The sequence below is a fragment of the Dactylosporangium vinaceum genome (assembly GCF_019904175.1).
Lineage (GTDB): Bacteria > Actinomycetota > Actinomycetes > Mycobacteriales > Micromonosporaceae > Dactylosporangium > Dactylosporangium vinaceum.
Genome location: NZ_CP061913.1, coordinates 3,548,776 through 3,569,411 on the forward strand (window position 1 = coordinate 3,548,776; position 20,636 = coordinate 3,569,411).

The window sequence follows — 20,636 nt, forward strand, 5'->3', positions numbered from 1 at the left end:
ATCACGAGAGCCGGCCCAGCTTCGCGGCGATCGTCGCCACCGACGGGCGGGCCAGGTCCTCCACCAGCTCGCCGTCGGTCATGAGCAGGACCCGGTCGGCGACGCCGGCGGCGAGCGGGTCGTGGGTGACCATGACGCAGGTCTGGCCGTGCCGGTCGACGCCGTCACGCAGCAGCCGGAGGATCTCCCGGCCGGTGCCGCGGTCCAGCGCCCCGGTCGGCTCGTCGGCGAACAGCAGGGCCGGCCGGGCGTACAGGGCCCGGGCGATCGCCACCCGCTGCTGCTGCCCGCCCGAGAGCCGGCCCGGCCGCTCCCGTTCGCAGCCGCCCAGGCCGACCTCGGCCAGGACCGTGCCCACCCGCGCCCGGTCGGCCCGGTGGCCCATCAGCCGGGCCGGCAGCAGCACGTTCTCGGCCACGGTCATGGCCGGCATGAGGTTGTAGCCCTGGAAGACGAAGCCGGCCGTGGACCGCCGCAGCCGGGCGAGCGCGGGCTCGCGCAGGCGGGTGATGTCGGCCGGTCCCCAGTGGACGGTGCCGCGGGTGGGCCTGTCGATCCCGGCCAGGCACTGCAGCAGCGTCGTCTTGCCGGAGCCGGACGGGCCCATGACGGCGGTGAACGACCCGGGAGCGCAGGTGGCGCTGACGCCGCGCAGGGCGTGCACCCGGCCTGTCCCGCGGGCGTACTCGCGGTGCAGCCCCTGCACCCGGATTTCGTGTTCGCGGAGTGTCACCGCCCCATCCTCGGCGCGGCGGGCGGCCCGCACGATCGTGGTGCCACCCGAATCCGGGGTTCGGATATCCGCACCTACACCTCGCCGCGGACCATCGCGATCAGCCGGTCCAGGACGGCGCCGGAGCTGACCCGCAGGGCGTCGTGCTCGTGCTCGTTGGTGACCCAGACGCGGGCGCCGGCGATCCGGCCGGCGGTCTCGAGGGACAGTTCGCGGTCCACGTACATGTCGTCGTAGTACACGGCGGCGGCGACCGGGACCTCGTTCGCGGCCAGGGCGGCCGGGTCGTAGAGGCGCGGCCAGTGCGGGCGGGCGGCGAGCAGGTCGGCCGCCTCGCGCATCGGGACGAGAGCCGGGTCGACCTCGAACTGCCACGGGTAGGTCATCTCGCCCGTGAACAGGACGGGGTCGTCGGCGTCGAACTCGGGGTGCTCGGCCCGGACGCGCTGTGCGGCCCAGCCGGTGGCGCCGTCGCCCTGGCCGTAGCAGAGCTCGTGCAGCAGCGGGTACCCCGGGTTGGTGACGCAGGTCAGGCGGTGCTGCACGGTTGCCAGAAAGGCGTCGGACAGTACCCCCGCCGACTCGAAAGCGTCCTCGGTCAGATAGTGGATCTCGTGGGAGCCGGTGCTGGAGCCGAGCGCCAGGCCCAGCGACTGGAACGCCTCGACCGTCAGCCGCCCGCCGTTGGGGAGGCGCACGTCGTGCTCGCGCAGGTGGGCGGCGATCCGGCGGACGGCCTCGACGTCCCCGGGGTAGCGGGCGTAGTGGGCGGCGTTCTTGGCCGCGACCCGCGGGTACGTGGCGCGGTAGACGTCCTCGGCCCGGGCGTCGAGGCCGGGCAGGCCGCCGGTGATGAGGACCTCGCGCAGTCCTTCGGGGGCGAACGACAGGTAGGTCACCGCGCAGAACCCGCCGAAGCTCTGCCCGAGCACCGTCCACGTCCCGTCGTCGCCGAGCAGGTGGCGGCGCAGGAGTTCGGCGTCGCGGACGATGCTGTCGGCGCGGAAGTGCGACAGGTATTCGGCCTGCGCGTGGGCGGAGCCGCGCCGGGCCAGCGACTGCCGGCTGATCCGGGTGGAGCGGCCGGTGCCGCGCTGGTCGAGCAGCAGCACGCGGTAGTCGTCGAGGGCCCGGTCGATCCACGAGTCGCGGCCGATCGGGCGCGGTGAGGCGCTGCCGGGGCCGCCTTGCAGGAACACGAGCCAGGGCTTGTCGGGGGTACCGCCGGTGACGACCTCGCGGGCGTAGACGTCGATGGTCTCGCCCGCGGGGTCGTCGTGGTCGAGCGGCACCGCCAGGACGTGATCGGTCAGGACGGTGCCGGGCTGCCGGAACGTTGCCATACCGCCATGTCTAGCGGATCGGCACGTCCACGTACGAGCCGGCGGCGATCGTGACGCTCCCGCCGAGGGTGTTCTCGTCGTAGTAGAGGGGGTCGGCGGTGTCGACGACGAGGGTCAGGCTGTGCCCGGCCGGGACGTCGTACGCGGTCGCCGACAGGTTCACGTCGACCGTCCGGCTGCCACCGGCCGGGCCGAGCCAGGTGACCGGTGCGTGGGTGATGAGCTTGGCGTTGCCGAGGCTGTCGAGGTCGTAGAGGTACGCCACGACCGTCCCGTGCGCCGCGGTGCCGGTGAGGTTGAGGTGGACCTTCGCGATGCCGCGGATCTTCGTCGGGGCCGCCGGTCGTTCGGAGGCCCAGACGCCCGCCCGGAGCCGGTCGACCGCGGGCAGCCAGATCTGTGGCTGCTGGCCGGTGAACGCGCCGACCCCGTTGGTCAGCAGGACCACGCCGCCGTTCGCGACGGTGTCGAGGTCGGCCGGGAGTGTCTTGCTCCAGCCGGTGGAGGGGGCGCCGCCGAGCAGGCCGGTGCCGTCCAGCCAGCGGATCGCGCCGAGACCGTAGCGCCTCGTGGCGGTGTTGAGTGCGGCCCAGTCCGGGTAGCGCTCGGCGCCCGCGTTGAGCGGCTGCAGCTGGATGGCCGGCTCGGCGCCGATGCCCGTGTCGACGCCCGCGAGATAGGTGTCGAACCAGCGGTACAGGCTCGTCCAGGCGTCGTTGGGCAGGCCCAGGATGCCGGTGAACTCGGCGATGGCGTGGTCGCCCGGGCGCAGCTCCAGGCGCTTCGGCGTCGTGAGGCGGCCGAAGAAGTCGACGAGTTGGTCGGGCGGGAAGAACGAGTCGCCCCACGCGTTGGCGATCATGATCGCGGGGCGGTTGGCGTTGATGGCGTCGAGGTAGGTGCCGGCCGAGCGGACCCGGGCCCACGCCTGCACCTGCTCGACGTTGCGGTCGGCGTTGAAGTCGGCGAGCTTGCCGCTCAGGTCGGCGCCGGGGTGGCCCAGCAGGGTCGCGGCCAGGCTGAGCAGGCCGGCCGACTGCTGGTGGCGGGTGTTGTCGCCGTAGAGGCTGTACACGAGGTCGGTCCAGCCGCTCATCATGACGACCGCACGGATCCGCTTGTCGAACGCGGAGCCGAGCAGGCTGATCCCGGCGCCGTAGGAGACGCCGGCCGCGCCGATGCGGGCGGGGTCGGCCGCGGTGTTGGCGATGGTCCAGTCGATGATCGCGGACAGGTCGGCCAGGTCCTGCGGGCCGGCGGTGTCGATCTCGCCGCCCGAGGCCCACCAGCCGCGCGGGGTGTAGGAGACGACGACGTACCCGCGGCCGGCGAGCGTGTTCGCCTGGGCGATGTACTCGAGGTCGTTGAGGCCCCAGCTGGACGGGAACACGATGGCTGGGTGCTTCCCGGCGGTGGTCGGGGCGACGACGTTGGCCTTGAGGTCGACGCCCCCGGACCCGGTGATGTCGACGAACTTCGTCGATGTCGGCGGTTGTCCGGCCGCGTGGGCCGGGGCCTGGAGGGTGACGGTGGCCAGCACGGCCACGGCGATGACGGCGAGGGATTGCATACGCACTCCTGGCGGGGGGTGGCGCGCGTGTGGGGTGGCGGCAGCCTAGGAGCCCGTTCTGAGAAAGTGAAGCTCGTGACATTATCATTACCGGCCGGTAACATTTCCTGGTTGAGGAGGGTGCCGTGCTCTACGGAGCCCCGACGCCGCGGCGGCGCGACGCCCAGCGCAACCGCTCCGCGATCGTGCGCGTGGCCAGCGAGCTGATGCTGCGCCACGCCGGCGTGCTGATGCCGGAGATCGCCCGCCGGGCCGGGGTCGGGCAGGCCACGCTGTACCGCCACTTCCGTGACCGCCCCGCGCTCGTCGAGGCCGTCGTGGCGGATCAGCTGGAGCGGCTGGAGGCGGTGATCTCGGCCGGCTCGTGCACCTTCCGCGAGGTCCTGGTCGCGGCGCTGCGGCTGTACGCTCGGGTCCGCCCGCTGACCGGCGGCGGCGACCGGCTGGCCCACCGGCTCGGCGCGGCCCTGGCCCCCGTGCTGCGCCGCGCCCAGGAGCAGGGCCGGGTCCGCCCGGATCTGACGCCGGCCGACCTGACCCTGCTGGTGACGATGCTGTCCGCGGCGGACCCTGAGCGCTCGATCGCGCTGCTACTCGACGGTGTGTGCCGTTAGCGTCTGCCGCTGCCGGCCCAGGCCCGCGATCTCCATCTCCATGACGTCGCCGGCGCGCAGGTACGGCTGGCCCGGCAGCCCCAGTGCGACCCCGGCCGGCGTGCCGGTGTTGATGACGTCGCCCGGGTGCAGCACCATGAACTGGCTGACGTACCAGACCAGGTGCTCGACGCCGAAGATCATGTCGGCCGCCACCTCGTCCTGGCGGGCCTCCCCGTTGACCCAGGAGCGCAGCCGCAGCGCGGGGACGTCGACGCTGTCGGGGGTGACCAGCCAGGGCCCGAGCGGGTTGAACGTCTCGCAGTTCTTGCCCTTGTCCCACTGCCCGAGCCGCTCCAACTGGAACGCCCGCTCGGACACGTCGTTGCTCACCGCGTAGCCGGCGATGCAGTCATTGGCCTGGCCCGGGTTTTCCAGGTATCGCGCGCGCCGCCCGATGACGATCGCGAGCTCGACCTCCCAGTCCGTCTTGACGCTGTCCTTGGGGATCCGCACGTCGTCGTCGGGCCCGACGACGGTGTCGGCCGCCTTGAGGAAGATGATGGGCTCGGTGGGTGGCTCGGCCCCGGACTCGCGCGCATGCTTGGCGTAGTTCTGCCCGATGCAGACGACCTTGCCGATGCCGGCGACCGGCGGGCCGATCCGGGTCCCGGCGGGCACGTCGAGGCGGGGCAGGCCGCCGAGCGCCGCCCGGGCCCGCTCGACCCCGTCGCCGGCCAGGAACGCGCCGTCGATGTCGCCGGTGATCCCGGACAGGTCGAGGTAGCTGCCGTCGTCGGCGACCACGGCGGGCCGCTCGGCGCCGGCGGGTCCGAGCCGCGCAAGTCTCATGCGGGCCAAGCTATGCCGCCCCGAAGAACATGGTCAAGCCGAGCTGATCAACGGACACCCGGCCGGTCCGGCGGTGCCGGGGCGTTTGGTGGCGGGACCTACCGTGACGGCATGGAGCTGCCCGACGGCCGGCTGCCGGAGTCGTTCGGCAAACCGCCATTCCCGGAGTCGAAGCCCTTCGAGCTCGGCACTCCCGCCGCGCCGCCGGCTCCATCGGACCCGCCGGCTCCATCGGACCCGCCGGCTCCGTCGCCGGCCGCGGCCGCACCGGAACCGTCCGCCGCACCGCCCGAGCGGCCGGACCGGCCGGGGCCGCGGGGACCGATCCGGCCGCCGGCGAACCGGGCGCCGGTCCGGAAGCCGGCACCCAGGCCGGCGCGGCGGCCGGTTGCCGGGCCGGATGCGGGGCCGGGCCGGTCGGCGCCGCGCGGGCCGGACCGCAGCAGGGCCACGACGATCGGGTTCGCCGTCGTGGCGGTGCTCGCCGTGTTCGTGACCGTCGCTGCCGTCGAGTCGCGGCAGGAACAGGAGCGCGGCGAGACCGGCGCCGGCGGGCCGCCGTCGCGGGCGGTGGAGGTGGCGGCCGGGGCCGGGTGCCCGGCGCTCGGCTTCATCGGCGCGAACGAGCTCGGCCAGGACGGCAGTGATGCGGTGCGGGCGGTCCGGATGGCGGTGGACGCGTACAACGTCGCCACGACACTGTCCTGCAAGGTCCGGCTCATCGAGACCGACACCGGGCACGGCAGCCCGGCCGAGGTGCGCGCGGCGGTCGCGCGGTTCGACGACGACGACATCGTGGGTGTCGTCGGGCCGCTGCGCGACGCCGACGTGGCCCTCGCCGGCTACGACCTGGACTCGGCGGGCCTGCCGTTCGTCACCCCGTCGGCGGGCGGCCCGATGGCGGCGACGTGGAGCCTCGAGACGTTCCACCGGCTGTACCCGACCGACCTCGACGTCACCGACGCCGCCGCCCGCCTGCTCGGCACCCGGCTGCACGCACGGCGGGTGCTGATCGTGGGCCACGACGACGACGGCGAGCTGCGGATGGCCGCGCGGATGCGCGCGAGCACCGAGGTGTCGGTCGTCGCGACCGTGCCGATCGGTGTCGCCACCACCGACTTCGGCGCCGTGGTCCGCCAGATCCGGCCGCTCGGCGCGGAGTCGGTGTTCTTCACGGGGTCGGCCGAGGAGGCCGGCGATCTCGCGAGGTCGTTGCGGCAGGACGGTTTCACCGGGCCCCTGGTCGGCGGCGACGCGCTGCTGGAGCCGGCGTACGCGGCGCGAGCCGGCACTGCCGGTGACAACACGTTCGCGCTGTGCGGCTGCGGCGAGCCGCTCGATGCCGCGTTCGTGCAGGCGTTCACGGCCGAGCACCACGAGCCGCCGGGCCGATACGCGGCCGGAGCCTACGACGCGGCACAGCTCCTGCTCGGCATCATCGGTCAGCGCGTCATGACCCGCGGTGGCGTACAGGAGTCGCTCTGGCACGGACCGTTCAGGCTGATGCAGGGCCGGTTCGCATTCACCGGCACCGGGGATCTCGATCGGGCCTCGATTGCCGTCAACGTGTACCGCCCGGGCACCGACAGCACCGGCCGGTCCGGCATGCTGCCACTGACAGCGATCAGGTTCTCGTAGCGGACATGGACGGGTCCACATTGGGTTCACGCAGGCGATCGCCGATGTTCATCGATCGGATCGTGACGTGCGCCGCATTGTTCCGCGGCGGCCGGTCGCGGTCCCGGACCGTTGTGCGACACGTGCTACCGTCCGGCGACAGGTACCCCGACTCGGCGCGGCACCGCCGCCTTGACCAGGTGTGATGGGCGTAGATGACGACTGGTGAACCGTCCGCGGACGACTCCGGCGGACCACGAGACCCGTTGATGGTGGTCAGCATCCACGACGTGGCGCCGGCGACGGCCGACGAGACCGCGCGGTGGTGCGCCGACGCCGACGCGCTGGGTATCCCGGTGTCGCTGCTGGTGATTCCCGGACCGTGGCGCGGCATGGCGCTCGCCGAGCACGCTGACTATGCGGGGGTGCTGCGGGCCCGCGCCGAACACGGCGACGAGCTGGTCCTGCACGGCTGGTGTCACCAGGCCGGGCCGGAGGGGCGTGCGGTGCGCCGGGCGGTCGGCCGGGCCGTGGCCCGCGGCGCCGCCGAGTTCGCCGCGCTCGACGAGCAGCAGGCCGGCCGCCGGCTCACCGACGCCAAGGCCGTGCTCGCCGCCCTCGGGCTGGAGACCGCCGGGTTCACCCCGCCCGGCTGGCTCGCCTCGCCGGCCGCCGAGCGGGCGCTGGCGCGGGCCGGGTTCCGGTACACCACTGATCATTTCGGCGTGAAGGACCTCCGCGGCTCCCGGGCCGCCCGCGCCCGGCGCGGCTTCGCGCTCTCCCACCGCCCCGGCGGCACCGGCGAGCGGCTCGGCGCGGCCGTCATGAAGGCCGGCGCGGCCTGGGCGACCCGCCGCCGCGGCCTGGTCCGGGTCGCGCTGCACCCCGACGATCTGCACCGCCCCGGGCTGCGCGACGACACGCTGCGGGCCATCGAGGGCGCGCTCAAGGCCGGGGCCCGCGCCACCACCTACGGTGCCGTTCTCGACGCGGCGGCATCGTGAAGATCGTCCAGCTCGCGAACTTCTACACGCCGGTCTCCGGCGGCCTGCGCACCTGCGTCGAGCAGACCGGGCGCGGGTACATCGCCGCCGGCCACGAGCGGGTCACGCTGGTGCCCGGCACCGAGGACCGCGACATCACGTTCCCCGACGGCCGTCACCTCACCGTGCGCAGCCCGCTGCTGCCCGGCAGCGGCGGCTACCGCGTCCTCACCGCCCGCGCGCGGGTGTGCGCGCTGCTGGACAAGGTCGAGCCGGACGTGCTCGAGGCCAACGACAAGCTGAGCATCGCCTGGCTCTCGCCGTGGGCGCGCAGGCGTGGGGTACCGCTGGTCCTGGTCTCGCACGAGCGCATCAACGCCATCCTGCGCACCAGGGTGCCGCGCTGGTTCCCGCTCGACTCCGCCGCCACCGCCGCCAACCGCCGCCTGCACCGCCTCGTCGACCACATCGTGCTGGCCTCGGCCTTCTCCGCCGCCGAGTTCGAGGTCTTCGGCCGGGAGAAGACGCACCGCGTCCCGCTCGGCGTCGACCTCGACACGTTCCGCCCGGCGCCGGCGAAGGCGCCGCACCCGGAGCGCGACGACGTCCGCCTCGTCACCGTCACCCGCCTGTCGACGGAGAAGCACCCCGAGCTGTCCATCGCCGCCCTGCGCGAGCTGCGCCGCCGCGGCATCCCGGCCTCCCTGGACGTCATCGGCACCGGCCCGCTGCAGCGGCGCCTGGCCAAGGTCGCCGACGACCTCCCCGTCCGGTTCCTCGGCCACGTCGCCGAGCGCAACCGGCTGGCCGAGCTCGTCGCCGCCGCGGACGTGTCGCTGTCCCCGTCACCCGCCGAGACGTTCGGCCTGGCCACCCTCGAGTCGCTGGCCTGCGGCGTGCCGGTCGTGGTCCCGTCCGAGGGCGCCGCCCGCGAGCTGATCATGAAGCCGGAGTCGGGCCGGGTCACCGACGGCACCCCGCAGGGCCTGGCCGACGGCGTGGAGTCGCTGCTGGCCGCCCCGGCCGAGCGCCGCCAGGCCGACGCCCGGGCGGTCGCGGAGCAGTTCCCGTGGTCGGCGACGGTCAACGGGCTGCTCGACGTGTACGCCACGGCCACCAACCGGGAGCGGGTGCCGCAGCGCGAACGGCAGTAGGCGCCGGGACCGCCTGTCCTGGGCTTCGCGCCGGTGCTCAGGCCGCGGGCTCCTGGACCGGCACCGCCGCACGGTCCTGCACCCGGGCGGCGGCCAGCAGCGCCACGCCCGCGGCCAGCAGGGCGACGACCACGACCTGGCTCCAGGGAAACCACAGGGCGCTGCGCCAGCCCGCGTGGAACACCGTCGCGTCGAACACGGCGCTGGCGAGCGGGTCGGCGATGCTGATCGCGGTGAGCGCCGTGGGCAGGGAGCCCGCGGCGAAGGCGTCCTGGGTCAGCAGGCCGCTCGCGGTCGTCGACGCGATGAGCCCGAGGGTGGCCCAGTCGCCGGTCAGGCCCCAGATGCCTGCGCGCGACAGGGTGTCGGCGACGAGGACGACGAAGACGGCGGTCAGGCAGGTGCAGACCCCGGCCGCGGTGCCGGCGAGCGCGCCCCGGACCTTGGTCTCGGCCCGGGCCGGCAGCAGGTGGGCCAGGGCGATGAAGAGCACCATCACGCCGGCGGCGATGGCGACCGCGGGGCCGACGTCGTCGCGGGCGAGGGTGTGCGGCACCGACGGGCGGGCCACGACCAGCAGCGCGAGCCCGGAGCAGACCAGCCCGGTGCCGATCCAGGCCCGGGCCGGTGGGTGGCGGATCGTCAGCATCGCGAACAGCAGCTGCGACACCAGCAGCGCCTGCACGACCGTGAGCGAGCCGAGGTGCAGCGCGACGGCGTGCGCGGCGAACGCGAACACGTTGAGCACCCACCCGGCCAGCCACCAGCGGTCCTTCACCAGGCGGCGGATCAGCAGGAACAGCCGCACCGGCAGCGCCCGGTCGTGGATGTCGGGGTTGGCCCGGCGCGCCGCCCGCTGCTGCATCGCCGCCGAGGTGGTGAACATGGCGGCGGCGAGGACCGACAGCACGACGGCAGACATGATCAGGGTTTCTACCCGAGCACCGCGACCGCGGGGCGACCGGGGTGTGGCCGTGCGGTGTTCAATCGAGCCGTGGCTGTGATCGTGGAACTGCTCGCCTCGCCCGTGCACCGCCTCGAGGGGCGGCCGCAGGACGGGCCCGGGCCGGCGCCGGAGGGGGAGCTGGTCGGCAGCATCCGGCTGCGGGCCGGGCTGGGGATCGTCGGTGACCGGTACTTCGCGAAGCCGGCCCACCGCGACGCCAGTGTGACGGTCATGGCGCAGGAGTGGCTGCCGCCGGGCACGGGGCTGGCGCATTCCCGACGCAACATTCTGCTCGCGGGGCTGCCGGTGGACGATCTGGTCGGGACGATCCTGACCCTCGACTCGGGCGACGGACCTGTACGCCTGCAGGTCAAGCGCCGGGCCAACCCGTGCGCGTGGATGGACGTGACGATCGGCCCGGGCGCGTTCCGGTCGCTGCGCGGGCACGGCGGGGTCCGGTGCACGCCGCTCGATGACGGGGTGCTGCGTGTGGGCCCCGTCACGTACACGGTCACAGCAGTTGGGTCTCAGTCTTAGACTCAGCTCCATGCTCATCCGGCCATGGCAGACGGGCGACGAGCACCTCGCCGTGAAGATGGAGCGCCACCTGTCCGCACGCAGCATCGACCGCCGGTTCCTGGTCGGCAGCGGCGGGCGGCTGCCCCGGTTCTACCTGCGCCACATCGCCGCCGGCGCCCGCCCGGAGTGGGACGCCCAGGTGGCCCTCGACGACGGCGAGCTGTGCGGGTGGGCGGAGTACGGCCGCCGCCCGGCCTGTTCACCGGCCGCCGACCTGGCCGTCCTGGTGGCCGACCCCTGGCACCGCACCGGCCTGGCCACCGCCCTCGTCCGCGCGCTGGTCCACCGCATGATCGCCGCCGGCGTGCGCACCATCGAGGCCGACGTCACGAGCGGCAACGCGGCCAGCCACGGCCTGATCCGCGCGCTGGCGGGCGCGCAGCAGTCGCCGTCCTACGCCGACGGCCTGCTGCACTACTCGTTCGATCTGTCCCTGGTGCCGCCCGAGCCGCCGATCCCCACCGCCGCCGCGCGACGACGCCGGGCCGAGGCTCAGTAGGTCGCGAACGCCGCCCAGTCGACGAGGCGCCCCTCGAAGTCGCCGCCGTCCTTGAGCACGCCGGCCACCGCATCGCGCAGGGGAGTGCTCATCTCGCGCAGCTGAGTGGCCACGAGCGGCTGGAACGTCGCCGGCTGCAGGCGCCACCACCAGGCGACGAGGTGCTCGGGCCCGAACCGGGCCGGCTCCGCGAGCAGGCCCCGCCACTCGGCCCGCAGCATGGGGTACTCACGTGGCAGCCGTTCGAGCATGCCGAACCAGTTGCCCCAGCTGACCACCATGAACAGCCGCAGCCGGTCGCGCGCCCACTGCCGCGCACCGGCGTTCCCGGCCGCCCCGGCATCGTGCAGGACACCGTCGAGGTAGTCGGCCACGAGCCGGGCGGCCGCATCGACGTCCGCCGGTCCGCGCCGGCGGATGGCCTCGCGCAGGACGAGAAGCTCATCGGACACGGCTCATTGTGCGCACGCACGCGTCCGGCATGGCAGCGCCGTTCGGCCGCCACGTTCCGGCAGCACGCGCCGCTGTCCGTGCACCTGCACGTGCGCCCTCCCGCGCCACCGCCGCACCCGCCGCGATGCGGATGGCGCACAAACGGTCGAAGCGCTTCGAGCTGAATATTTCAGTCTTTGGACTTCATGAAGTGCCTGCTCACCGCGGGTTCTCTGGCGCGGTCAAGAATGCTGCATTTGAGCGGGTGCGGGCCGGCGCGTGACGATCCCGGTCCCGGGCGAGCCAGCCGTCCGGGCTCGCCCGGACCCGGAGGAAACAATCGACATGAGCCTGCTCAAACGCCTGCCGCGCGGCCGGACCCTCGGTGTGGCCGGCGCCGTCGGGGCCCTCGTGGCCGGCGGCCTGATCCTCGCGCCGATGATGAACGCGTCCGCCGCGGCGGGCTGTCGCGTCACGTACACGACAAACCAGTGGCCCGGCGGCTTCACCGGGAACGTCACGGTCACCAACCTCGGCGACCCGATCAGCGCGTGGACGCTCGGGTGGACGTTCGGCGACGCCGGGCAGAAGGTCGTGCAGGGCTGGTCGGCGACGTTCACGCAGAGCGGGTCGGCCGTCACCGCCAAGAGCCTCGACTACAACGGGAACCTGGCCACCAACGCCTCGACGAGCATCGGGTTCAACGGGAGCTGGACCGGCGCCAACCCCACCCCGGCGGCGTTCACGCTCAACGGCGTCGCCTGCACCGGCTCGACCGGCACCGGCTCGCCCACGCCGAGCACCCAGTCGCCGTCGCCGTCCAGGTCGCCGAGCACGTCACCGAGCCCGTCGAAGTCCCCGAGCACCAGCCCCAGCAACCCGCCGCCGCAGGGCACCACGCCCCTGGCGATCAACGGGCAGCTGCACGTGTGCGGCGTCAACCTCTGCAACCAGTACAACCGGGCCATCCAGCTGCGCGGGATGAGCACCCACGGCATCCAGTGGTTTGCGTCCTGCCTCAACGGCAGCTCGCTCGACGTGCTCGCGAACGACTGGAAGGCCGACCTGCTGCGCATCGCGATGTACGTGCAGGAGCAGGGGTACGAGACCAACCCGTCGGGCTTCACGGCCCAGGTCAACAACTACGTGGACCTGGCCGAGGCGCGGGGCATGTACGCGATCATCGACTTCCACACGCTGACCCCCGGCGACCCGAACTACAACCTGGACCGGGCCAAGACCTTCTTCGCCAGCGTGGCCCAGCGCAACGCGAACAAGAAGAACGTCATCTACGAGATCGCCAACGAGCCCAACGGCGTCAGCTGGCAGGGCATCAAGAGCTACGCCGAGCAGGTCATCCCGGTGATCCGCGCGGCCGACCCGGACGCGGTCGTCATCGTCGGCACCCGCGGCTGGTCCTCGCTCGGCGTGTCCGACGGATCCAGCGAGCAGGAGATCGTCAGCAACCCGGTGAACGCGACGAACATCATGTACACGTTCCACTTCTACGCGGCCTCGCACAAGGACAACTACCGGACCGTCGTGGCCCGGGCGGCCCGGACGCTGCCGCTGTTCGTCACCGAGTTCGGCACCGTGAGTGCCACCGGCGGCGGCGCGCTCGACCTGTCCAGCACCAGCACGTGGCTCGACCTGCTCGATCAGAACAAGATCAGCTACGCGAACTGGACGTACTCCGACGCCAACGAGAGCAGCGCGGCGTTCAAGCCGGGCACGTGCGCGGCCGGCTCGTACGCCAACGCCAACTCGCTGAGTGAGTCCGGCACCTACCTGCGCAACCGCATCCGCACCGCCGACAACTTCCCGACGAGCTGATCCGGCGCCGCACGAACCACCATCAAGCAGGCCCCAGCGCCGGTTCCGCCAGCCGGCGCTGGGGTCGCTCCCGTTTCGAGATCCGCAGCCAGACCACGAACCCCCAGATGACGAACCCCGCGTACACCGCGTACAGCACGGCCGACGGGTAGTACCGGAAATGCAGGAGTTCCGGCACCCCGACCAGGTCCACGGCGATCCAGCACAGCCAGAAGTCGACCCAGCCGCGGGCCATGGCGTAGGTCGCCGCGATCGAGCCGACGAAGATCCAGGAGTCGGCCAGGTAATACCACCAGGGCACCGGGAACCCGGCGCCGATCGCCCGGAACACGAAGAAGCACGCGACGACGGCGGCGAGCGAACCGGCCGCCAGCGCGATCCGTTCCAAGGGCGAGGCCCATTTCGGGTGTACCGCCGGTCCGCCGCCCGCATCCCGGTTGTGCTTCCAGCGCCACCAGCCGTACACGCTGGTGAGCACGAAGAAGACCTGCCGGGACGCCTGCCCGTACAGCGGCGTCGTCCCCGCACCGCTGCCGGCCGCCTGGCCGATGAACACGGTGAACAGCAGCACGTTGCCGAGGATCCCGACGGGCCAGGCCCAGACGCTGCGGCGCAGGCCGAAGAGGGCCGATCCCAGCCCGAAGGCGTTGCCGACGATCTCCCGGTAGCTGATCGCCTGGCCGTCCGTCACCTGCCAGTGCGCGTCGTAGAAGCGGTCGATCAACTCCTGGAACCAGTGCACCAGCCGCACGGTACACCCGCCGCGGATTTCGCTTGTCAATGGAACGGGATGGAACGCCTCTCTTCACGGAGTCCGGTCACGGCCAGACCCGGCACGGCGGCCCGCTTGTCCGCACCACCGCCTCGATGCCCGGTGTCGCTACCGGATTCGCCGGTGGCCCACTCCGGTTCGGTCGGAGCCGGGCCACCGGCCGGACATTTTGCCGGTTTTGGCGGCATTGTGGCAGTTCGAGGCCGAGAATTGGACGGGTGGAAGACACCAACGCCGGGCTGGCGGCGCACATCGGGCGGCAGCCGATCTACGACCGCGAGGGCGCCGTCGTCGCCTACGAGCTGCTGTTCCGGGCGGGCGGTGACGCGGCGGGCGCGGTCCGGACCGACGAGCACGCCACCGCCCGGGTGCTCGTGGCCGCGTTCACCGAGTTCGGGGTCGAGGAGCTTGCCGGAGCCAAGGTCTGCTTCCTGAACGTGACGAAGCAGTTCCTCACCGGCGTGCTCCCGCTGCCGTTCGACTACAGCCAGGCCGTGCTCGAGGTCCAGGTCGGCGTCGACGTCGACGAGAGCCTCGTCGCCGGGCTGACCGTGCTGTCCGAGCGCGGATACACGATTGCCATTGACCGCTTCCGCTGCGGCGGGCCCCGCGAGGTCCTGCTCCCGCTCGTCACCTACGTGAAGATCGACATGCTCGACGCCGACGAGGCGACGGTCCGGGCGGCCGTGGCGGTGTGCCGCCAGTACGCCCACGTCGAGCTGGTCGCACTGCGGGTGGAGACCCCGGAGGCGCTGCGGCTGGCGTTCGAGCTCGGGTTCGACCTGTTCCAGGGCCACATCCTCGGCCGCCCGCACGTCGACACGACAGTCGCGCTGGCCCCGGACCGCCTGGCCCGGCTTCGGGTGCTGTCCGCGCTGACCGCCGACGACGTGAACCTCGACGAGGTCGTGGCCCTGGTCAGCCAGGACCCGGCCCTGTCGATGCGGGTGCTCCGGGCGACAAATGCGGCCACGTTCGGCCTGACCCGCACGGTGACGTCCGTGCGCGAGGCGATCGTCGCGATGGGCCTCAACCGGCTGCGCCAGTGGGTCACGCTGATGCTCGTCTCCGACCTCACCACCGCCGACCACGAGCAACTGGCCCGCATCCTGGTCCGGGCCCGCCTGTGCCAGCTGCTGGCCGGCTCGTCCGACTACCCGGCCGCGGCCGGGCGCGGTGACGCGGCGTACCTCGCCGGCCTGCTCTCCGCGGTCGCCGACCACTTCGGGGTGCCGGTCGACCGGATCATCGCCGGCCTGCCCCTGGACCCGGAGCTGCCGGCCGCGCTGAGCACCGGCGCGGGCCCGCTGGGCGAGATCCTGCACGCGGTCCGCGCCTACACCGACCCCGACCACGAGGACCACCACCTCGAGCCCGGCGTGATCGTCGCCGCCTACCTGTCCGCCCTGCGCTGGACCACCGGCATCCTCGGCGAGCTGGGCCCGGAGATCGCCGACCGCGCCGAGGAGCACATCAGGTCCCTCTCCGCCGCGTGACCGGCCGCGCCCCGGCCCGCCATCGCTCAGCACACCGGAAAGCCCGCGCGGTGGCGCCCGTCGGGCGGGCGGCGGGCCGGTCCGGCGGGGCGCGGGCGCCGGGAAGCCTCAGGACCCGCGCTCCTGGGCCAGCCGGCGTAGGGCCGTGCGGGTCAGCGGGATCAGCCAGGCGGCGGCGCAGGCGAGCCCGCCCAGCAGCACCACGCCGTCCGGCCCGGCCCAGGCCCGCACGACCCAGAACGCGGGCAGCGGCGCCGGCAGCCACCCGACCGGCCCGGTGAGCCACCAGGCGGCGATCGGCGCGTACACCGGCAGGGCGAGCACCTTGTCCGCCGTCGCTCCCTGCACCCGGGTCCGGGCCACGGCGAGCGTCGCCACCGTCACCAGGGGCGCGATGGGCACCGCGAGGACCAGCGCGGCGGTGGCGGACCAGGGGACGAGCCCGGACAGCGGCGCCGCGACCGCGAGCCCGGCCGCGCTCAGCAGCGTCACCGCGGCGAGCTGCCGGGCCAGATACCGCGCCGTCCCGCGCGGTGAGGTGCGCACCACCTCCAGGGCGCCGTCCTCGAGGTCGTCCAGGACGAGCAGGGCCGCGGTCATACCGAAGGACATCGGCAGGTGTACCGCCACGGCCCCGATCGCCAGCACGGCCCCGAACGGCTCCAGGTCGAGCCCGCGGGTCTCCCGCAGCCACCCGCACAGCGGCGCCCACCCGAGCCGCAGCGCCCCGGCCAGCAGCAGCGGGCTGAGCGCGATCACCACCGGCAGGTCGACCCGCGCCGACCGGGTCAACCGGCCCGGTATGCGGAGCCGGGTCCCGCGCCCGCCGTCCGCCGCCGGCCGCGCGGCGAACCCGACGGCGACCGCGGCCGCCAGCGCCAGGTAGCCCAGCAGCAGCCCGGGCGCGGCGAGCCAGCCGGTGGGCGCCGGGACCGGCGCGCCCAGCATGGCCAGGGCGCCGGTGGTCGGCACGGCGTACCAGATCGGCCCGTGCAGCAGCCCGATCGACACGGCGAGCGGGACGGCCAGGAGCGCGATCATCGGCACCGGCAGCGCCACCATGAACGCCACGAAGCCGTCGCGCCGGGCCGCCACCGCCGTGGCCACACCGAGCAGCAGCAGGCCGGCCAGCGCCGCGGCCGGCAGGACCGCGAGGTCCCGGCGAATGACGACCGCCCCGGCCGCCGTCGCCGCCGTCAGCGGGGCGAGCCGCGCGACGGTCCGGGCCAGGCGGCCGGCCGGGCTGACGGCGAGCGCGGCGTCGACGCCGGTGACCCGGTCGCTGATCGTGAGCGCCCCGGCGTAGAGGGTGCCGACGGTGACGGTGTCGACGAAGATCACGTACGGCGTCGCCGGCGGCCACAGCAGCGTCAGCGCCGACCAGAGCCCGGCGAGGCCGACGATGACGAGCGGGATGCCCTGCCGCCACTGCAGCCGCGCCTCGAGCGAGAGCAGCGCCAGGCCGGCTCTCACGCCGCATCCTGGGTCACGGCGATGAAGACGTCGGCGAGCGCGGCCTCGCGGGTGTGGAGGGTCTGCACCGTGCCGGTGGCGAGCAGCCGGAGGAGCCCCGGATCGTCAGGCGCCGGGAACTCCGACGTCCGCAGCGCGCCGCGCTCGGTGAACGAGGCCACGACCGAGCGGCGGCCGTGGGCGAGGCGCAGGTTGCGAGGGGTGTCGACGGCCACGATCGAGCCGGCCCGCATGAAGGCGACGCGGGTGCAGAGCTCCTCGACGGCCGGCATGTCGTGCGTGGTGAGCAGCACGGTGCGCCCGGCGTCGGCCTGGGCTCGGATCACGGCCCGCACGCCGGCCGCGCCCACCGGGTCGAGGCCGGAGGTGGGCTCGTCGAGGAACAGCACGTCCGGCCGGTGCAGGATGGCCCGGGCCAGGTTGAGCCGCATCTTCATGCCCTTGGAGAACGTCGAGGCCCGCTGGTCGGCGGCGTGCTCCAGGCCCACGGCGGCGAGCGCCTCGGCGGGGGTCATGGTCGGGCGCCGGAACAGCCGCGCGAACGCGGCGAGGTTCTCCCTGGCGGTGAGGCGGGGGAAGTACGCCGGGAGCTCGAAGCCCACGCCGATCCGCTCGTAGAGGTCCCGGCCGTAGTCGCCGACGGGCCGGCCGAGCACCGCGGCCCGCCCGCCGAACTCGCGGTGCCGGCCGGTGAGCACCCGCTGGGTGGTGGACTTGCCGGCCCCGTTGGGTCCGAGCAGCCCGAAGACCTCGCCCGGTGCGACGGCGAGATCGATGCCGGCGACCGCGTCGTGCGGGCTGTGGGGGTACCGGATGCGCAGCTGCTCGGCCTGGACGGCAAAATTCTGCATCACGATGCAAAAATACACCGTAGTGTAAGATCTTGCCATGGGGCTGCGTGAGGAGAAGAAACGCCAGACGCGGGCCGCCCTGATCGCGGCGGCCGCGACCCTGTTCGCCGAGCGCGGCTACGAGGCGACGACGGTGGCCGACATCGCGGCGGCCGCGAACGTGTCGACGCGGACGTTCTTCTCGTACTTCCCCGCGAAGGAGGACGTGCTGTTCGCCGGCACCGACGAGCGCCTGGCCGCCATGGCCGCGGCGTTCGCGGAGGGGCCGCCGGCCACGCCCCTGGAGGCCATGCACCGCATCGCCGAGCAGGTGCTGTCGGCCTCGCCCGACCTGCCCGGGGCCGACCGCCTGGCCATCATGCTGGCCCGACCGGAGCTGCAGGCCCAGGCGCTGCAGCGGCTCCTCGCGGCGCAGCGGCTGATCGGCGAGTGGCTGCTGCGGGCGTACCCGGACCGGCTGGACGCGCCGCTGTCCCGTGCGGTGGCGGGGGCGCTTGTCGGCGCGCTGGTGGGCACGGTCCTGGGCGGTGCCGCGCCGGCCGAGCTCAGCGCGCAGATCCACCGCGCGCTGCGGCTGCTGGAGGACGGGCTACGGACGCTCGGTCAGCCATAGCTCCGGGTCGCGCCCGGCGACCAGCCCGAGGTACTCGCTCGCCATCGCCACCCCGGCCAGCCGCCGCAGCTGCGGGCCGATCGTGCGCAGGCCCTCGACGCCGGTGGCCAGGATGTGGTTGTCGGCCGGGCGCAGCCAGGGCAGGACGTGCTCGCAGATCAGCGCGCGCCGCGTGGCCCGGCTGCGGTTGTGCCCGGCGGCGTGCCAGAGCCGTCCACTGTAGACAAGGGCATGACCCGCGGGCATCACCACCGGCACCAGTTCGTCCGCGGCCGGGTGGCGCGCTGCCGGCCAGCGGTGGCTGCCCGGCGCGACGAGTGTGGCGCCGTTGTCGGCGGTGAAGTCGTCGAGCGCCCAGATGACGTTGGTTTCGGCCTCGACCTTCCGGGGGAGCGGATACACCCCGGCGTCGAAGTGCGGCTGCTGTGCCCCCTGCCCGGGGTCGACCGCGGACAGGAACAGCATGCCGAACTGGTGGACCGGCCCGATCCGCTCGGTGACGATCGCCCGCACGACGGGGTGCAGCAGCAGCGGCTCGAGCGGACCGAGCCGGCCCAGCAGCGAGTACACCCGCCGGGTCCGCCGCCCGTCGAAGTCGTTGTCGCTCCACCCGACCCCGTCGAGCAGCCCGTCGGCGTGCTCCCGTGCGGCCGCGAGTTCGGCCGCCGCGAGCAGCCCGTCCAGGATGACGAACCCGTCACGCTCGAGGTCCTCGCCGTGGCCCATGCCGACACGATATGCGCGCCGCTTAAGGTTGGTCGATGGCAGTGGTGCGGCAGGTGCAGATCACGTTCGACTGTGCGCAGCCCGAGCGGGTCGCCCGGTTCTGGTGCGAGGTGCTCGGCTACGTCGTGCCGGCGCCGCCGCCCGGGTTCACCGCCTGGGCCGACTACGAGCGCACGCTGCCGCCCGAGCGGCACGGCGCGGCGTTCGCGGCCGTCGACCCGACGGGTGCGGGGCCGCGGCTGTTCTTCCAGCGAGTGCCCGAGGGCAAGGTCGTCAAGAACCGCGTCCACCTGGACGTGCGCGTCGGCACCGGGCTGAAGGGCGAGGAGCGGCTGGCCGCGCTGGAGGCCGAGTGTGCCCGGCTGATCCCGCTGGGCGCGACCCGGATGTACCTGCTGACCGCCGACGAGTACAACGAGTCCTGCCTGGTGATGCAGGACCCCGAGGGCAACGAGTTCTGCCTGGACTAGGTGCGCTGCTGCGCCGATCGTGGGCGGGAGTAGTGCTCGGCGATCGCGGCGAAGGCGGCTTTCGGCTCCCACGGCAGGCCGGGGAAGGCGTTGCCGGTGCGGCCTTCGAGGACCTTGACGATGCCGAGGCTGGCGAGGTCGAGGTCGTCGCGGGGGTCGCCGCCGGGCCGGTGGGGCAGGTTGCGGAGCGCGAAGAGGTGGACGAAGGCGCCGTCGACACCTTCACCGTCGAAGATGTCGAGCAGCTCGCGCAGGTACGTCGCCTGGCCGGCCTCGTCGCGGTCGTAGACGGCGTTGAGCCGCAGCGGCGCGTGGGTGGCGGGGTCGTACTCGATGATCTCCATGCTGCGTGGTGCCACGTCGCCGGCGCCGCGCCAGGTTGCGGTGCCGAAGCCGGTGACGGCGACCGGCTTGGGCTGGGCGACGAGTCGGCGGACGCCGTCGCGGAACTGGTCGGCGACCTCGGCGGACCGGATGAGTTCGAGGGTCACGACGTCGAACAGGCTCCAGTCGACGCCCTCGAACGGGATGGCCGCGTAGGTGACCTTGCCGTGGAAGCGGGCGCGGATCGCGGCCACAGCGGTGCGCAGCAGCCGGTCGAGTCGCGAGCGGGCCTCGGCGATCCGTTCGACGCGGCCGTCCGGGTTGCCGATCAGACCGCCGAGGCGTTCGTCGATCCCGTCGCCGTCGAAGAATCCACGGTTCATGATGCTCAGCTCGACCCCGGCGACGAACACGACATGTGCTCCGGCCGCGCGCAGCCGCTCCGCCCGTTCAGCGCAGTCGAGCAGCAGCCCCAGAATCTGGTCGGGGTGCAGATCTATCGGATACGGCGAGAACCAGACCTCCAGTCCGAGGTCGGCGGCGGCGCGGGCGGCGAGTTCCAGGCGCGCGGGATGGCCACCGACGAGGTGTACGGCGTTGCAGTGCAGCGCGTCCCGGATGATCGTCAGCTCGCGCCGGACCAGGTCGCCGTCGAAGTCCTCCATCGAGTCGACGCCGTCGATGACGAAGCCGGTGTCGTAGGCAATACCTCGGGCTCGCATGTCGATTCCTCTCGGTCGGGTTGAGCGTGGAGGAACCGTACCGTAAAAGTGCGTG

Annotated in this window: 21 protein-coding genes; 10 read left to right on the forward strand and 11 right to left on the reverse strand. The window is 73.4% G+C overall.

Annotated elements, in window-relative coordinates:
• Position 1: 1 nt before the first annotated feature.
• From Dvina_RS15860 to Dvina_RS15870, 3 genes are all read right to left on the reverse strand, one after another.
• A complete protein-coding gene (locus Dvina_RS15860) occupies positions 2-733 on the reverse strand; it encodes an ABC transporter ATP-binding protein (RefSeq protein WP_246656244.1) in 732 nt (243 codons plus the stop codon).
• 74 nt (positions 734-807) lie between these two features.
• Complete coding sequence (locus tag Dvina_RS15865; RefSeq protein WP_223103243.1) at positions 808-2,076, reverse strand: alpha/beta fold hydrolase; 1,269 nt, start codon at positions 2,074-2,076, stop codon at positions 808-810.
• Positions 2,077-2,086: 10 nt separating this feature from the next.
• Positions 2,087-3,646, reverse strand: coding sequence for a CocE/NonD family hydrolase (locus Dvina_RS15870; RefSeq protein ID WP_223103244.1), 1,560 nt, complete (start codon positions 3,644-3,646; stop codon positions 2,087-2,089).
• Between the two features lie 125 nt (positions 3,647-3,771).
• Between Dvina_RS15870 and Dvina_RS15875 the strand changes: the two genes are divergently transcribed.
• Complete coding sequence (locus Dvina_RS15875; protein ID WP_223103245.1) at positions 3,772-4,260, forward strand: TetR/AcrR family transcriptional regulator; 489 nt, start codon at positions 3,772-3,774, stop codon at positions 4,258-4,260.
• Here the strand turns inward: Dvina_RS15875 and Dvina_RS15880 are convergent.
• Positions 4,237-5,091 (reverse strand): fumarylacetoacetate hydrolase family protein, encoded by an 855-nt coding sequence (locus Dvina_RS15880; RefSeq protein WP_223103246.1) that lies wholly within the window; start codon positions 5,089-5,091, stop codon positions 4,237-4,239. The genes Dvina_RS15875 and Dvina_RS15880 overlap by 24 nt on opposite strands.
• A gap of 111 nt (positions 5,092-5,202) precedes the next feature.
• On the opposite strand from Dvina_RS15880, the gene Dvina_RS15885 reads away from it, so the two are divergent.
• From Dvina_RS15885 to Dvina_RS15895, 3 genes are all read left to right on the forward strand, one after another.
• Entirely contained in the window at positions 5,203-6,729 is a 1,527-nt protein-coding gene (locus Dvina_RS15885; protein ID WP_223103247.1) for a branched-chain amino acid ABC transporter substrate-binding protein, read from the forward strand.
• Between the two features lie 194 nt (positions 6,730-6,923).
• Positions 6,924-7,712: a DUF2334 domain-containing protein gene (locus Dvina_RS15890; protein ID WP_223103248.1), complete on the forward strand. Its 789-nt coding sequence runs from the start codon at positions 6,924-6,926 to the stop codon at positions 7,710-7,712.
• Positions 7,709-8,845, forward strand: coding sequence for a glycosyltransferase (locus Dvina_RS15895; protein WP_223103249.1), 1,137 nt, complete (start codon positions 7,709-7,711; stop codon positions 8,843-8,845). Before Dvina_RS15890 ends, Dvina_RS15895 begins: the two co-directional genes overlap by 4 nt.
• A gap of 37 nt (positions 8,846-8,882) precedes the next feature.
• On the opposite strand, the gene Dvina_RS15900 is transcribed toward Dvina_RS15895, so the two are convergent.
• On the reverse strand, positions 8,883-9,767 hold the full coding sequence (locus Dvina_RS15900; protein ID WP_223103250.1) for a DMT family transporter: 885 nt from the start codon (positions 9,765-9,767) through the stop codon (positions 8,883-8,885).
• A 72-nt stretch (positions 9,768-9,839) separates the two neighbouring features.
• On the opposite strand from Dvina_RS15900, the gene Dvina_RS15905 reads away from it, so the two are divergent.
• Both Dvina_RS15905 and Dvina_RS15910 read left to right on the forward strand, forming a co-directional pair.
• Positions 9,840-10,328 (forward strand): molybdenum cofactor biosysynthesis protein, encoded by a 489-nt coding sequence (locus Dvina_RS15905; protein ID WP_223103251.1) that lies wholly within the window; start codon positions 9,840-9,842, stop codon positions 10,326-10,328.
• Positions 10,329-10,338: 10 nt separating this feature from the next.
• Complete coding sequence (locus Dvina_RS15910; RefSeq protein ID WP_223103252.1) at positions 10,339-10,869, forward strand: GNAT family N-acetyltransferase; 531 nt, start codon at positions 10,339-10,341, stop codon at positions 10,867-10,869.
• Here the strand turns inward: Dvina_RS15910 and Dvina_RS15915 are convergent.
• Positions 10,863-11,321 (reverse strand): hypothetical protein, encoded by a 459-nt coding sequence (locus Dvina_RS15915; RefSeq protein WP_223103253.1) that lies wholly within the window; start codon positions 11,319-11,321, stop codon positions 10,863-10,865. The genes Dvina_RS15910 and Dvina_RS15915 overlap by 7 nt on opposite strands.
• Before the next feature lie 325 nt (positions 11,322-11,646).
• On the opposite strand from Dvina_RS15915, the gene Dvina_RS15920 reads away from it, so the two are divergent.
• A complete protein-coding gene (locus Dvina_RS15920; RefSeq protein ID WP_223103254.1) occupies positions 11,647-13,134 on the forward strand; it encodes a cellulase family glycosylhydrolase in 1,488 nt (495 codons plus the stop codon).
• Between the two features lie 22 nt (positions 13,135-13,156).
• On the opposite strand, the gene Dvina_RS15925 is transcribed toward Dvina_RS15920, so the two are convergent.
• Positions 13,157-13,876, reverse strand: coding sequence for a nicotinamide mononucleotide transporter family protein (locus tag Dvina_RS15925; RefSeq protein WP_223103255.1), 720 nt, complete (start codon positions 13,874-13,876; stop codon positions 13,157-13,159).
• 248 nt (positions 13,877-14,124) lie between these two features.
• Here Dvina_RS15925 and Dvina_RS15930 point away from each other — a divergent pair, with 248 nt between their 5' ends.
• Complete coding sequence (locus Dvina_RS15930) at positions 14,125-15,402, forward strand: EAL and HDOD domain-containing protein (protein ID WP_223103256.1); 1,278 nt, start codon at positions 14,125-14,127, stop codon at positions 15,400-15,402.
• Between the two features lie 108 nt (positions 15,403-15,510).
• Here the strand turns inward: Dvina_RS15930 and Dvina_RS15935 are convergent, their stop codons facing one another.
• A complete protein-coding gene (locus Dvina_RS15935) occupies positions 15,511-16,875 on the reverse strand; it encodes a hypothetical protein (protein ID WP_223103257.1) in 1,365 nt (454 codons plus the stop codon).
• Positions 16,872-17,726, reverse strand: coding sequence for an ABC transporter ATP-binding protein (locus Dvina_RS15940; RefSeq protein ID WP_223105550.1), 855 nt, complete (start codon positions 17,724-17,726; stop codon positions 16,872-16,874). The genes Dvina_RS15935 and Dvina_RS15940 overlap by 4 nt, the downstream gene beginning before the upstream one ends.
• A gap of 37 nt (positions 17,727-17,763) precedes the next feature.
• Here Dvina_RS15940 and Dvina_RS15945 point away from each other — a divergent pair, with 37 nt between their 5' ends.
• Positions 17,764-18,339 (forward strand): TetR family transcriptional regulator, encoded by a 576-nt coding sequence (locus tag Dvina_RS15945; protein WP_223103258.1) that lies wholly within the window; start codon positions 17,764-17,766, stop codon positions 18,337-18,339.
• On the opposite strand, the gene Dvina_RS15950 is transcribed toward Dvina_RS15945, so the two are convergent.
• On the reverse strand, positions 18,316-19,065 hold the full coding sequence (locus Dvina_RS15950) for a phytanoyl-CoA dioxygenase family protein (protein ID WP_223103259.1): 750 nt from the start codon (positions 19,063-19,065) through the stop codon (positions 18,316-18,318). The genes Dvina_RS15945 and Dvina_RS15950 overlap by 24 nt on opposite strands.
• A 35-nt stretch (positions 19,066-19,100) precedes the next feature.
• On the opposite strand from Dvina_RS15950, the gene Dvina_RS15955 reads away from it, so the two are divergent.
• Complete coding sequence (locus tag Dvina_RS15955; protein WP_223103260.1) at positions 19,101-19,535, forward strand: VOC family protein; 435 nt, start codon at positions 19,101-19,103, stop codon at positions 19,533-19,535.
• On the opposite strand, the gene Dvina_RS15960 is transcribed toward Dvina_RS15955, so the two are convergent.
• On the reverse strand, positions 19,532-20,581 hold the full coding sequence (locus Dvina_RS15960; protein WP_223103261.1) for a glycoside hydrolase family 113 protein: 1,050 nt from the start codon (positions 20,579-20,581) through the stop codon (positions 19,532-19,534). The genes Dvina_RS15955 and Dvina_RS15960 overlap by 4 nt on opposite strands.
• Between the last annotated feature and the right edge of the window lie 55 nt (positions 20,582-20,636).

Excerpts from the sequence above, each read along its gene's own strand:
- Dvina_RS15865 (WP_223103243.1), bottom strand. The coding sequence starts at position 2,076 with ATGGCAACGTTCCGGCAGCCCGGCACCGTCCTGACCGATCACGTCCTG.
- Dvina_RS15870 (WP_223103244.1), bottom strand. The coding sequence starts at position 3,646 with ATGCAATCCCTCGCCGTCATCGCCGTGGCCGTGCTGGCCACCGTCACC.
- Dvina_RS15880 (WP_223103246.1), bottom strand. The coding sequence starts at position 5,091 with ATGAGACTTGCGCGGCTCGGACCCGCCGGCGCCGAGCGGCCCGCCGTG.
- Dvina_RS15885 (WP_223103247.1), top strand. The coding sequence starts at position 5,203 with ATGGAGCTGCCCGACGGCCGGCTGCCGGAGTCGTTCGGCAAACCGCCA.
- Dvina_RS15890 (WP_223103248.1), top strand. The coding sequence starts at position 6,924 with ATGACGACTGGTGAACCGTCCGCGGACGACTCCGGCGGACCACGAGAC.
- Dvina_RS15900 (WP_223103250.1), bottom strand. The coding sequence starts at position 9,767 with ATGTCTGCCGTCGTGCTGTCGGTCCTCGCCGCCGCCATGTTCACCACC.
- Dvina_RS15910 (WP_223103252.1), top strand. The coding sequence starts at position 10,339 with ATGCTCATCCGGCCATGGCAGACGGGCGACGAGCACCTCGCCGTGAAG.
- Dvina_RS15920 (WP_223103254.1), top strand. The coding sequence starts at position 11,647 with ATGAGCCTGCTCAAACGCCTGCCGCGCGGCCGGACCCTCGGTGTGGCC.
- Dvina_RS15940 (WP_223105550.1), bottom strand. The coding sequence starts at position 17,726 with ATGCAGAATTTTGCCGTCCAGGCCGAGCAGCTGCGCATCCGGTACCCC.
- Dvina_RS15945 (WP_223103258.1), top strand. The coding sequence starts at position 17,764 with ATGGGGCTGCGTGAGGAGAAGAAACGCCAGACGCGGGCCGCCCTGATC.
- Dvina_RS15950 (WP_223103259.1), bottom strand. The coding sequence starts at position 19,065 with ATGGGCCACGGCGAGGACCTCGAGCGTGACGGGTTCGTCATCCTGGAC.
- Dvina_RS15955 (WP_223103260.1), top strand. The coding sequence starts at position 19,101 with ATGGCAGTGGTGCGGCAGGTGCAGATCACGTTCGACTGTGCGCAGCCC.
- Dvina_RS15960 (WP_223103261.1), bottom strand. The coding sequence starts at position 20,581 with ATGCGAGCCCGAGGTATTGCCTACGACACCGGCTTCGTCATCGACGGC.